Genomic DNA, 12617 nt, shown 5'->3' with positions numbered 1-12617 from the left:
CCCGCGACGGAATCATCCCGAAGGCCTTCACGATGCCGCTCCCGGCGCCAGCACCGTGATATCGACACGGCGGTTGCGCGCACGATTCGCGGCGGTGTCGTTCGGTGCGATCGGCTCGGCGTCGCCGCGCCCTTCGGCGCTGAAGCGGGCCGGGTTGCCGGCCCGCGACGCGAGCATGTCGCGCACCGCTTCGGCGCGCGCCTGCGACAGATGCCAGTTCGACGGGAAGCGCGCGGACAAGACTCGCTGGCTGTCCGTATGACCCGCGACCACCACGTTGCCCGGCACTTCCTTCAACGCGTCGCCGATACGCTGGATGAGCGGGACGAAACCCGCGGCCAGATCGGCGCTGCCCGACCCGAACAGGCCGTCGCCATTGATCGTGACGACAGTCCGGTCGGGCAACTCCGAGACACGGACCAGGCCTTGGGCAATTTCAGGCGCGAGGAACTGCGATAGCTTCGGCGCAGGTTTGGGCGCCGCCGCCAGCTTCGAGGCAAGCACGGGAGCCGGCGCGACGCGGATGCCGTGCAGCGCTTCGAACACGCGGTCGGACATGTCGTTGAGCCTGAAGCTCAACGCCAGATTGACGATCACCAGCACGAGGCAGGCGATTGCCGCCGCCACCCACAACGGCACGAGTTGCAGCAACGGCTTGCGTTCGACCTTGACCGGCAGCCAGTGCGGCGACAGATCGCGTTCGGCCGCGCCGCGCTGGCCGCGAATCATCTGTTCGAGGCGTTCGCGGATCGTGTCGAGCTGCGTGCGGCCACCGTCGATCAGACGGTAACGTCCTTCGAAACCGAGGCCGAGAATCACGTAGATCAATTCGAGCACGTCGATATTGGCCGCGGGGTTCTGCGCGAGACGCTGCAGGATCAGGAAAAAGCGCTCGCCACCCGAGGCCTCGTTGTGGAACGTCACCAGCAAACTGCGGCTGCCCCACAAGCCCGCCCCCCATGGCGTGCTGGCGATCGCTTCGTCGAGGAACGTGCACAGGCAATAGCGCGAGGCGCCGAGCTTCTCGTCGTCGATGCCGTTGGCGCGGCCTTGCGTCTCGAAGTTGCGCACCATTTGCATCAGCTGGTTGCGCAGGTCTTCCACATTCGGATGGGTCGGCAACTGCCGCAACGGCAGCGCCAGTTCGATCAGCGGGTTGGCCGCGCGCAACAGCGGGTTCAGACCGCCGCCGGCGGGCAGCATCGGCGCGGGCGTTGCCGCGGCCGCCATGAACGCCGCCCGCGCGCCGCCCGGTGTCGGAATCAGAATCGTCGCGCCGGGATCGTCGGCGGGGCCACGCGGTTCGTCTGGACTCACGATGAACTTCCTCAATCAATGCATCAGCGGCGAATTGCCCAGAACTCCATCGTCAGTCCGGGAAAGTCGCCGGCGACGTGCAACGCCATGCCCGCGGAATTCGCGAACTGCTTCCACAGTTCGTTGCCGCGATCGAGTTCGAAGTAGGTAAAGCCCGCATGGAACGGCAGTTGCCGGGGCGCCACGGGCAACGCGCGCAGGCCGACGCCCGGCAATTGCAGATTGACGAGATCGCGAATGCGTTCGATCGGGCCGATCTTCACCTGTGGCGCGAAGCCGGTCAGGATGTGCTCGGCCGGCATTTGCGCGCGCACCGCGAGCACGAAGGTGGCGCCGGCAAACAGCGTCTTGTCCGGCACGATCGCCACGCGCAAGCCGAACTTGCGCTCTTCGAGCGGGATCGCCACGGCGTGCGGGTCCATCACCATGCTCAGCGACGCGCGAATGTCGTCGATCACCGGTGCGAACGTTTCGCGCAACCACTCATGGCGATACACCGGATACGCCGGCGGCCGCTTCGACGCCTGGCTGAAGGTCGCCAGTTCGCCGGCCAACTGCACCGCCACCTGGTACAGCGCCTCGGGATGGAAACCTGTCATCGTCGAGAGATGCGCGGCCAGCGGCTCGTGGCGATTGATCAACTGCAGCAACAGGAAATCGGCCACTTCCGCGACACCCGTCACGCCGGGCTGTGCAAGGCGTCCGGCCAGCGCTTCACCGCGTTGATGCAGAAGGCCCACGAGGTCGTCGACGAACGCCGCGAGACGGCGCGCCACCCGATAGTCGAGACACGGCGGGCTGTAGTCGTTTTCGAGCACGACGCGGTTGTCAGGCAGACGCTCGAGCACACGCGCGACGCCGAGCGCGGTGTAGGCATTCGCCACTTCGGGAGCGAGCGCGAGACGCACGCGCAGTTTGCCGATCTGCAGCAACGCCGCGCCAGCATTCGGATCGTTGCTGTCGCTGACGTCGAATTCGGCGACGCGGTGTCGCGCGAAGTTCTCCTCGCTGGCTGCGTTGCCGGTTTCGGCGACACCCGGCCTGCGCACCGGCAGCGCCAGTTGGACCAGTATGTTGCGGGTGCCTTCGGGAATCTCGAGCGGCTCGGGCAAGTCATCGTCGGCGGGCAGATCGAACGGTGTGCCGTCCGGCATCACGCCGGAGCACGACAGCAGCGCGAGCTTGCCGAGCTTGAGCAGCGACTCGTCGATCTCCAGCGCGGTAAAGCCCCAACTGTACGGACGCAGGCCGGCCGCGCGCGTCTCCAGTTGCCGCTGCAGATAGCGGTCGTGCTGCTGCAAGTGCTGGGGCTGCAGAAACATCCCCTCCGACCAGATGACTTTGCTGTTCCAGGACATGTTGTCTCGTTCAAACGTTTCTAGGTGGGATCGGCGGGATGCTTCGGCTGACGCTCGCGGGCCGCACGCAGTTCGTCGATCTGGGCCTCGTACGCGTCATTGAACGCCTGACCGAAGAGCCTCTGGAAGTCGTCGTCGGCTTCGCGCGCGACGGCGCTCTGCAATGCGACGAACAGATCCCACAGTTTCGCCTTGCGGTTGGACAGCACTTTTTCGAGCGCACCGGAGTCTTTCAGCTGCGCTTCGATCGAAGCGGGATCGAAGCGTCCGAGCACGTGCGCGAGCGCCGCGCGCATGCCGGCGAGCACCGCGAGCTCGTGCGCCTCGATATCGTCGAAGGCGCGCCTGAGCGCCTCGTCGGGCGGCAGATAACCGGCCGAGCGGCCAGTCAGCATCTGCGCCAGCGCGCTGTCGACGTCCGGGAAAAACTTGAGCGGATTGTTGTCGCGCGCGACGATCATCGTCGTGTCGAGACGGGCTTCGCGTTTGGTCATCGAGCGCGCGCGCAGCACGCCCATCGTGCCGCGCAGCGCGTCGCGCAGCATCGTGCCGATCAGACGCGCGAACTCCGCTTCGGGCAGGTTCGGCGCGCGCGACGGATCGAGGCCGAGGCCTTCGAGCAGCGCCTGCAGGGTGGCCGGGTTCTGGCTCGCGGAAGTGGCGGCGGCCGCGTGGCCAACCGGGGCCGGCTGGGCGGTCGGCGCTGGCGCGGCAGGCGCTGACGTGATCGGGCCCGCGGACGGAGCCGGCTGCTGAAGCTGTTGCGCAACGGGCTTCAAAGCGGGCTCCAAAGCGGGCTGCGCAGCGGACGACGGCCCCGGCGCCGCGCCAGGTACAGCCACCCGCGCGGTGGCGGTCTGCGGCGCGACCACCGGCACGACCACCGGCACCACGGGAGCCAAAGGGGTCGATGGCGCAAACTGCGTCGACGGCGTTGTCGGTATCCCGAACAGATCATCGAACGGTGTCGCCGCCGACCCTGCCGCGCCGGGATCGAGCAATCCCGGCGGCAAGCCGGTCGGGCCGCCCAAAGGCGCGGGCGCGGGCGCAGTGGGCCATCCCGGCAACTCGTGCGAAGGATGCGGCGCGGCCGGCGAGCGGCTGCCCGGCTGCCCGGGGGTTTCCCATTGCGCCAACGCATCCGCGAGCGGGTCGTAATCCGCCGGAATGCCCCCCGTGGGTGTGGCAGGCCGGCCGGGGTCGGGCCGGGATGCTTGCGGCGCCGAAAACGCCTGCAACTCCGGCGACACGTGATCGCTCTCCGAGCCCGCAAAGCCCGGACCCGACGAGACCCGCTGCGGTTCGCCGAAGCCCGGCTGCCCGAGTGGATCGAGCGCGCCCATCTGCAACGCGTCGCCTTGCGAATCGGCCGGCAACGGTCCACTGAGCACCTGCGCGGCACTCAGCGGATCACGCCCGCCCGTCAGACCGCGCACGCCGGCCGCCTGCTCGCCGATCGACACCTCGAGCAGATACGGACCGATCAGCAGACGGTCGCCGTCCGCGAGCCGCGCTTCGCGCGTGCCGCCCAACGCGCGCTGATTCAGCACGCTCGGATTGCTGCCCAGATCGCACAGCAGATAGTCGCCGCCGCGAAACTCGACGCGCGCGTGAACGCGCGAGATCGCGCGTTGTTGATCGGGCAGCACCAGCGTGCAGTCGTTGGCCCGGCCAATCGTGCCTCCGGCGGGGCCGAACGCGATCGCGATCGGCTCGGCCAGCGTCTCGTCGTTGAATCGCGCAACCCGCAACGAAAGAATCGGATAGTTCACTTGGCTCCCCACGAGCGGTCAGGTGCATCACTCACGATTTGATTTTCTTGGTTCCGTCGTCGGCGTCTTTGGGCGCGCTCGGCGCGGTCGGTGACGAGCCGCTGCCGGAGCCCGCCGAGCCGCCCGAATTGAGCAGGATCGGTGTGCCCGACACCGCCACGCTGACCGGCCCGACCACCACGAAGGCGCCGCCCGCCTTCAGCGTAATGCTCGCACCCGCTTCGATAACGATGTTCATGCCCGCCTTGATGTGGATATTCATGCCGGCGTCGATCGCATAGTCCATGCCGACCTTTTCCTGCAACTTCTGCGCGACCTTCAGCGACGCGTTGCCATCGACCTGGGCGTTCTGGTCGCCCGTCACGGCGTCGTGGCGCGCGCCGGTGATCGCCACGAACTCGTTGCCGGTCACTTTCAGATGCCGGTCGTTGCCGACGTTACCCAGCATGTCGTTCTTGACCCAGGTCTCGTGGTCCTTCTCGGCGTGGAAGAACAGTTGCTCGCTGCCCTTGTCGTCGTCGAAACGCATTTCGTTGAAACCGCTGCCGCCCTTGGTCGAATTGCTCTTCAGCGTCGAGAACATCTGATTGGCCGGCAGTTCGTACGGCGGCATCGTGTTCGCGTTGTAGACGCAACCGGTCACGAGCGGCCGGTTCGGATCGCCCTCGACGAACTCGACGACCACCTCCTGACCGATCCGCGGCAAGAAGAACGTGCCCCAGCGTTTGCCGGCCCAGCTCTGCGATACCCGCACCCAGCACCGCTTCATGCGCTCGTCGGCATCGGCCGGCGGAGCGAACTGCTCCCAATGAAACTGCACCTTGATGCGGCCATATTTATCGGTGAGGATTTCTTCGCCGTCCGGGCCGACCACCATGGCGGTCTGCGGGCCCGCCACGACCGGCTGGGGCGTCAGCCGCTCCGAGCGGAAGTGGTTTTCCTTGCGCAACGCGGTGAACGCGCAGTCGAAGAGCGGCAGCGAAGGATCGTGGCGCACCGTCGACACATAGACATCCGAATTGATCTCGTATGCGGCACTGACCACCAGATACTCGTGGTTCTGCGCATCGCAGGCGTGATTCTCGAGCTTGAACTGACCGCCCGGCCAGATGCCGCGCGCGCTCGATCGGCCCGAAATGCTGTCGTTGCGCGCCTGACGGATCTCGATACCGACCTTCGCATAGCGGTCGCCATCGCTCGACTGCGCGTGGCCGCTCAAATGTTCCTGCATCGCGTACACCGGCGGATCGTAGACTTTCGGCCGCGTCGCGCGCGACAGCAGGCCTTGCTGATTGCTCAACGTGGGCTTTTCGAAATCGTAGTCGTTGACTTCGTACTTGCCGGTCTGCAATTCCGCGCCCGAACTCCACGCATACACGCATTCCTTCTCGTTCGAAGGCTCGTACCACGCATCGTACGAAATGGACGCATAGTGTTCGATCGGTCCGTGAACGTCGCTCGAATCGGTCAACACCAGCGTGTGCTTGCCCCCTTCATGCTCGAAGTAGTAGTACATGCCCTCGTGCTCCATCAGGCGGCTCACGAAGGCGAAATCGGTCTCCCTGTATTGCGCGCAGTGCTGCAGCGGCGGATAGGTCGCCTGGCATTTATTGCTGACGTCGATGTTGTAGTCCTGCAGCACGCCGGTCACGATATCGAGCACGCTCTTTTCATGGAAAAAGCGGCTGTGCGACGCGCGCGTGAGCAGCCACAGCCGCGGACGCACCACCGCTTCATAGCGCGCCATGCGGTTGCGGGTGTGGTCGCCCGGTGCGACGATCCGGAACGCCGTGACGATACCGTTGAATTGCCGCTCGCCGTCCTCTGGCAACGACAGCGCAATCGAGATGTCATGCCCGAGCAGATCGCCGGCCTGCAGATCGTTGCGCTTGCCAAGCAGATCGAGCCGCCATTCGCTCAGGCGTCCCAGCTCCTCGGTGCCGCTCAGATGCAGAAACAGCAGATCCTCGCCGGCAGGCGCGCAACTGACGGTGACGTGTCGGTTCGGGTTTTGCGTGGTCATGTCACGGAATCATCGTCTTGACTGTCGCCGGGTTGACGATCGTGACCACGCCGCCCCAGTTGCACATGCAGGTCGACACGTTGTCGAGCGACGGCTGGTTGCCGAGCAGCACGGTCGGCGCGCCCGGCGTCCACGGCGTCATGGTGGCCGGAATGCACGGCATCGGCGTCAGCACGCCCAACGCCGCCGCCGTCGCGGCGGCGACGGTCGGATTGGCGGGCGAGCTGCACACGCCGAACGGCATGATGTTGACGAGCGGAATGTGATCCATGATGTTGGCCGCGGGCGGCCCTTCGCCCATCACCCGGTTGACCGGCAACACCACGAGCGTCGAAGGCGCCGCGCCGAACGAACATTGCAGCGTCGCGCCCATGCTGACTTGTTGCGGCATAAGAAGGCATCCTCCGCTTTCGATCAATCGAACGTATAGAGAAATTCACCGTCGCGCGCGCCGATCTGCACTTTCGTGACCGGGCTGCCGTTCATCATGCGCGTCAGAAACTCGGTGCTGATGCGCGGCAACAGCGTGTTGGTCAGGATCGCGTCGATCATGCGTCCGCCGCTTTCGAGTTCGGTGCAGCGGCTGCCGATCAGCTTCACGACGTCGTCGTCGTAGCTGAACGGAAGCTTGTGCGACACGCGGATGCGTTTCTCGATCCGGCCGAGCTGCAGCCGGATGATCGCGCCGAGCATCTCGTCGGACAGCGGAAAGTACGGAATGACCACGACGCGCCCCAGCAAGGCCGGCGGAAACACCTTCAGCAACGGCTCGCGCAGCGCTTTCGCAATACCCTCCGGCTCCGGCATCAGCTCCGGGTCCTTGCACAGGCTCGTGATCAGATCCGTGCCGACATTGGTGGTCAACAGGATCAGCGTGTTCTTGAAGTCGATCACGCGGCCCTCGCCGTCTTCCATCCAGCCCTTGTCGAACACCTGGAAGAACAGCTCGTGGACGTCGGGATGCGCCTTCTCGACCTCGTCGAGCAGCACCACGCTGTATGGACGGCGGCGCACCGCCTCGGTCAGCACGCCGCCTTCGCCGTAGCCCACGTAGCCGGGCGGCGCGCCCTTCAGCGACGACACCGTATGCGCTTCCTGATACTCGCTCATGTTGATCGTGATGACGTTCTGCTCGCCGCCATACAGCACCTCGGCGAGCGCCAGCGCGGTCTCGGTCTTGCCGACTCCGGAGGTGCCGGCGAGCATGAACACGCCGATCGGCTTGTTCGGATTGTCGAGACCCGCGCGCGAAGTCTGAATGCGCCGCGCGATCATCTCCGTCGCATGAGCCTGGCCGATGATGCGCCGGTTCAGGTTCTCCGCGAGCTTCAGGACGTTTTCGATTTCGTTGCGGACCATCCGGCCCACCGGTATGCCGGTCCAGTCCTGCACGACGGAGGCGACCGCCTGCTGGTCGACGGTCGGCAGGATCAGAGGATCTTCGCCTTGATGCTGCGCGAGCTGCGCCTGCAACTCGCGCAGTTCGGCGAGCCGCGCGTCGCGCGTCGCGGTGTCGCTGGCGGGGTTGTCAGTCGCGCCGGTGGCCGCTGTTTCGTCTACCGTTCCGTTCGCAGCTTCGTTCGCTTTGTTCGTGTCGTTCGTGTCGTTCACTTGCGCCGCGCCTTCCACCTTGCCGGTCTCGCCGCGCAGTTGCGCGCGCAGCGCGAGAATCCGCGTCACCAGTTGTTTTTCCGCCTGCCAGCGGGTGTCGAGCGTGGCGAGACGCGCCTGTTCGGCGGCGAGCTTTTCCGCCGCGGCGGCTTCACGCTCCCGCGTGTCGACGCCCACCGCGCTTTCTCGGCCGATGATCGCCAGTTCGGTTTCGAGCGCGACGATCCGCTTGCGCGAATCGTCGACCGCTGCGGGCGTCGCATGCTGGCTGACCGCCACGCGCGCGCAGGCGGTGTCGAGCAGGCTGACCGCCTTGTCGGGCAACTGCCGCGCCGGAATGTAGCGATGCGACAGCCGTACCGCGGCTTCGAGCGCTTCGTCGAGCACCTGCACCTTGTGGTGCTGCTCCATCGTCGAGGTGACGCCCCGCATCATCAGGATCGCGCGGGTCTCGTCCGGCTCGCTGACCTGCACGACCTGGAAGCGCCGCGTCAGTGCGGGGTCCTTCTCGATGTGCTTCTTGTATTCGGCCCACGTGGTCGCGGCCACCGTGCGCAGCGTGCCGCGCGCGAGCGCCGGCTTCAGCAGATTCGCCGCGTCGCCGGTGCCGGCCGCCCCGCCCGCGCCGACCAGCGTGTGAGCTTCGTCGATGAACAGGATGATCGGCTTTTCCGAGGCCTGCACTTCCTCGATCACCTGCCGCAAGCGGTTCTCGAACTCGCCCTTCATGCTCGCGCCCGCCTGCAACAGACCGACGTCGAGCGTGCGCAACTGCACGTCGTGCAGCGACGGCGGCACGTCGCCCGCCGCGATGCGTTGCGCGAAGCCTTCGACCACCGCGGTTTTGCCGACGCCCGCTTCGCCCGTCAGGATCGGATTGTTCTGGCGGCGGCGCATCAGGATGTCGATCAGCTGGCGAATTTCCTCGTCGCGCCCGACGATCGGGTCGAGCTTGCCATTGCGCGCCTGTTCAGTCAGATCGGTGGTAAAGCGCCGCAGCGCTTCCTGCTTGCCCAGCGCGGCGGCCGGCACCGGGCCGCCCGTGGTGTCCGCGTCGCCGCCTTCGCGCTGCGCGCCGCCCGCCCGAAAACCATCGCTCGCGCTCAGCGCCGCTTCCGGCGACTCGCGCAGCAGGCTGTGAAATTCGTCGACGAGCGAATCGAGCTTGATGCGCTCGAACTGACGCGAGATGCCGTAGAGCCCGTTGCGCAGCGACGGCGTCTTCAAGAGGCCGACCACCAGATGGCCGGTGCGCACCTGCGACTCGCCGAACATCAGCGAGCCGAACACCCAACCACGTTCGACCGCCTCCTCGACTTGCGACGAGATGTCGGTCACCGAAGCCGAACCGCGCGGCAGACGGTCGAGCGCTTCGGTCAGATCGCGCGCCAACGCGGAAGGCTCGAGCCCGTAGTGTTTGATGATGCGGTGCAGGTCGGAGTCCTGCAGTTGCAGGATCTGGTGGAACCAGTGCGACAGCTCGATATAAGGATTGCCGCGCAACTTGCAAAACACGTTCGCGCTCTCGATTGCGCGGAATCCGAGCTTGTTCAGCTTGCCGAACAACGCTGCCCGTTTGATCTCGGCCATTTTTCTATTCCCTCGATGATGTCGATGGCGGCGCCGCCGCGGCAATCCGTGGACGGCCGTCCGGACCAGTCGGCCGCAACACCAGCTGACGCTGATCGCCGCGCGCCGGGTGGCCGAGCGTCCAGGTGGTGTAACCGAGCCGCGTGTGGCGCCCGAGCTTCAGGCGTGGCACGTCCTCCTGTTTCAGCACCAGCCGGAGATCCCAATCGAGCCCGTCGCGCGCGTAATTGCGCACCCAGTCGACGAGGCGCTTCAGACTCTCGCCGCCCGGCAGGAAGCGCTCGTAATCAGCGCGGCTCAACGGTCCGATGACGATGCGGAATTTATGCTGGCAATCCCAGACGCGCGCGCCGAGCAGCGTCGACACGCCGAGCGCGGCCGAACCGTCCGCTGCGCCCAGGCGCAACAACGAATTCGCGGGCAGCGTCATCCAATGGCCGACCCACTGTTCGATGTCGACCGGCAGGTTGAAAAAACGCGCCAGCACGAGTTTCAAACCGGCGGCCGGACGGGTCGGCCCGCCCAGCAATCCGGCGAAGTGCAGTTTGGCGAAATCGGGCACCGCGTCGCGCTCGCGCAGCGTCGGCTCGCCCAGCCCGAACACGCTGCCGACATAAAAGGAAAAGCGATCGCGCCCCGGACGGTCGAGACTCACGGCCGGTTGCGCATTGGCCCACGCGCGATAGAACAGCGACACCATCCGGTGGTGAAAGACATCGAGAAAGCGCGCGAAGGTCGGATCGTTCGCGTTGCGGGCGCGGTCGCGAGCGTACTCGGTCAGATGGGTGGGCAACGGACCATGCGGCCCGAGCAGGCCGAAGAACTTGACCGCGAGGCGCGCGGCGTGATGCTCGCCGGCCGGCGTGAAGTCACCGAGCGTCGTCGGATGGAAAACCAGTTCGGGTTCCTGCACGAAACGGATCGCATCGTCGCGCGGCTGCATCGACTCGCCGACGCGCGGCTTGTCCGCATACGCGTTCTCCAGCAGCCGCACGACCTGGAAGAAGTCGAAGCGGCGCGCATCGTCTTCGAGCCGGCGCAACAGTGTCAGAGCGTCCGGCATTGTCCGACCCTCGCTGGCCAGCGCATGATCTCGCCGCGCGACAGCGTCTTCACGACGGTCTCGGTGAACGAATTGATCGATACGTATTGCGCGAAATATTGCGCGAGCACGGCACCGAGCAGAAACGCGCCGGCGCCTTCGAACGCGGCTTCGTCGAGCGTCAGCGTCACTTCGAGACCGCGGCCGAATACGATCGGCCCCGCGCCCGGCAAGCGTCGCGTCACCGAGCGCGAATCGATCGAGCGCACGCCCTCGATCAGCCGCTGACTCGCGATCTCGTCGGCGGGACAGTAGAGACTCAGCAGATCGCGCAGCGCGCGGGCGCCCTCCTGTGCATCGTTATCGAGCAGCGACGAGTAGTTCAACGACAGGTGACTCAACAGCCGCCACGCCACGGCCCCGTGCGCATACGACGGCAGCGGCCGGCTCGGGCCGCTCACGCAGCGCACGCTCTGCACCGGCGCTTCGACATCGAGCGTGAAATCGGCGGGGCCGACGCCGACCGGCATCGTCAGTGGCAGGTCGCGATTCGTGCACAGCACCTGCAAGCCGAGTTGCCGCAGGTCAGCGCGAAACGGCGCGTTGCTTGCGTCCACCAGCGCGATGAACATCTCGCTGCCGAGGTAGCTCGTGCGCGGGCCGCGCTCATGCTGACGCGCCGACGGCAGACGTTTTTCGCGGCGCACCTGGTAGTACGCGCCGGCGCGATACGTCGCGCCGAGATCGCGCGCGTGATAGAACGGCTCGAAGCGCTGCTCGCCGCCGGCGCCCGCGCTATAGCCGGTCGCACTCTCGATCTGATAGATCTCGAGGTCCATCGGCCGGGTTCGATCGGCCACCACGTGATATTCGAACTGTTCGTCCGACAGCGCGATGCGATCGGTACGCCGCGAAAAGAGATTGATCGCGGGCGTGCAATGCAGCGCGAAATTATTGGCATCGAGCGATTGTTCGAGCAGCGGATCACCGCGTTTGAGCAACACGACGACTTCGATTTCGGTGTCCGCGCAACGCCGCAACGCCGCGTGCAAACCGTCGATGGCGAGAAACATGAAGCGCTGCGGAAACGCGAAATACTCCTGCAACAGCCGGTAGCCCTGGAACGACTGCCGGCTGACCGGCAGCAATGCTTCATCGTCGGCAAACCCGAGCGGCCGCAGCGCGCTCGCCGGCAACTGCACATGCCAGGACGCCGGACGTTTGGCCGGCATCACGACGACGCCGCTCACCGAACCGAGCAGACGCTCGTGGATACGCGTGGCCATCCCGTCCGCGCCACGCAGATACAGCGTCAGCCGGTCGAGTTTCAACTGGTTGATTCTCAGACCAGCGGTGGCGCGTAGGCGCAGCCTGAGACCGGCCTTGATAGCGGCGCCCGCCGCCATGCTCGCCGGCAGCGCGCTGTCGATGCCACCGAGCGAGCCCGCGTGCGTAAAAAACCGCGCTTCCGTGATTTCGAGCGGCCAAAGCGTCAGTTCGTGCGCGCTGCGGTATTCGCAGCGCGTCGAGCCGTTCTTGTCGAGCACGCTGCGCAGCGTACTGCCGCGTGGAACCCGCACGCCGTCCGCGAGATTGGAGCTGGTCAGGTCCGGCTGGATCTGCACCACGGCCATCGACGGCGTGGGCGCGAGGTAATGCGGGTACACCAGCTCGGCGAGATGCTGGGTGAAGCGCGGAAACTCGTCGTCGATCTTCAGTTGCACGCGCGCCGCGAGGAAACTGAAGCCTTCGAGCAGACGCTCCACGTAGGGGTCCGCGCATTCGAGGTTTTCCAGTCCGAGGCGCCCGGCGATCTTCGGAAATTCGCGCGCGAACTCGCCGCCCATCTCCCGGAGATGCTGCAGTTCCTGGCTGTAGTATTTGATCAGGTCTGGATTCATGGC

General features: G+C 66.0%; 8 protein-coding genes. All 8 read right to left on the bottom strand.

The window, feature by feature from the left end; all coding sequences use genetic code 11:
• Positions 1–27: 27 nt before the first annotated feature.
• From OKW44_RS17990 to tssF, 8 genes are read right to left on the bottom strand one after another with little or no spacing between them, the layout of a single operon-like run.
• Complete coding sequence (locus tag OKW44_RS17990; RefSeq protein WP_026226254.1) at positions 28–1317, bottom strand: DotU family type VI secretion system protein; 1290 nt, start codon at positions 1315–1317, stop codon at positions 28–30.
• Between the two features lie 23 nt (positions 1318–1340).
• Positions 1341–2675 carry a type VI secretion system baseplate subunit TssK gene (gene tssK / locus OKW44_RS17985; RefSeq protein WP_018422986.1) on the bottom strand — a complete coding sequence of 445 codons (1335 nt, stop codon included), beginning with the start codon at positions 2673–2675 and terminating at the stop codon, positions 1341–1343.
• Between the two features lie 20 nt (positions 2676–2695).
• Positions 2696–4447, bottom strand: a complete 1752-nt coding sequence (tagH, locus tag OKW44_RS17980; protein WP_018422987.1) for a type VI secretion system-associated FHA domain protein TagH — start codon at positions 4445–4447, stop codon at positions 2696–2698.
• 31 nt (positions 4448–4478) lie between these two features.
• Positions 4479–6470, bottom strand: a complete 1992-nt coding sequence (locus tag OKW44_RS17975; protein WP_018422988.1) for a type VI secretion system Vgr family protein — start codon at positions 6468–6470, stop codon at positions 4479–4481.
• A gap of 1 nt (position 6471) precedes the next feature.
• Complete coding sequence (locus OKW44_RS17970; RefSeq protein ID WP_018422989.1) at positions 6472–6861, bottom strand: DUF4280 domain-containing protein; 390 nt, start codon at positions 6859–6861, stop codon at positions 6472–6474.
• 23 nt (positions 6862–6884) lie between these two features.
• Entirely contained in the window at positions 6885–9671 is a 2787-nt protein-coding gene (tssH, locus tag OKW44_RS17965) for a type VI secretion system ATPase TssH (protein ID WP_018422990.1), read from the bottom strand.
• 4 nt (positions 9672–9675) lie between these two features.
• Positions 9676–10734 carry a type VI secretion system baseplate subunit TssG gene (tssG, locus tag OKW44_RS17960; protein ID WP_018422991.1) on the bottom strand — a complete coding sequence of 353 codons (1059 nt, stop codon included), beginning with the start codon at positions 10732–10734 and terminating at the stop codon, positions 9676–9678.
• The gene (gene tssF / locus OKW44_RS17955; protein ID WP_018422992.1) at positions 10719–12614 is read right to left on the bottom strand and encodes a type VI secretion system baseplate subunit TssF; all 1896 of its coding nucleotides are present in this window, start codon (positions 12612–12614) and stop codon (positions 10719–10721) included. The genes tssG and tssF overlap by 16 nt, the downstream gene beginning before the upstream one ends.
• Between the last annotated feature and the right edge of the window lie 3 nt (positions 12615–12617).

The sequence above is a fragment of the Paraburkholderia lebeckiae genome, from assembly GCF_050436325.1.
Taxonomy (GTDB): domain Bacteria; phylum Pseudomonadota; class Gammaproteobacteria; order Burkholderiales; family Burkholderiaceae; genus Paraburkholderia; species Paraburkholderia tuberum.
The sequence above is the reverse complement of the archived record's forward strand: the minus strand, read 5'-3'. Positions and strand labels throughout refer to the sequence as shown.

Excerpts from the sequence above, each read along its gene's own strand:
- tssK (WP_018422986.1), bottom strand. The coding sequence starts at position 2,675 with ATGTCCTGGAACAGCAAAGTCATCTGGTCGGAGGGGATGTTTCTGCAG.
- OKW44_RS17975 (WP_018422988.1), bottom strand. The coding sequence starts at position 6,470 with ATGACCACGCAAAACCCGAACCGACACGTCACCGTCAGTTGCGCGCCT.
- OKW44_RS17970 (WP_018422989.1), bottom strand. The coding sequence starts at position 6,861 with ATGCCGCAACAAGTCAGCATGGGCGCGACGCTGCAATGTTCGTTCGGC.
- tssH (WP_018422990.1), bottom strand. The coding sequence starts at position 9,671 with ATGGCCGAGATCAAACGGGCAGCGTTGTTCGGCAAGCTGAACAAGCTC.
- tssG (WP_018422991.1), bottom strand. The coding sequence starts at position 10,734 with ATGCCGGACGCTCTGACACTGTTGCGCCGGCTCGAAGACGATGCGCGC.
- tssF (WP_018422992.1), bottom strand. The coding sequence starts at position 12,614 with ATGAATCCAGACCTGATCAAATACTACAGCCAGGAACTGCAGCATCTC.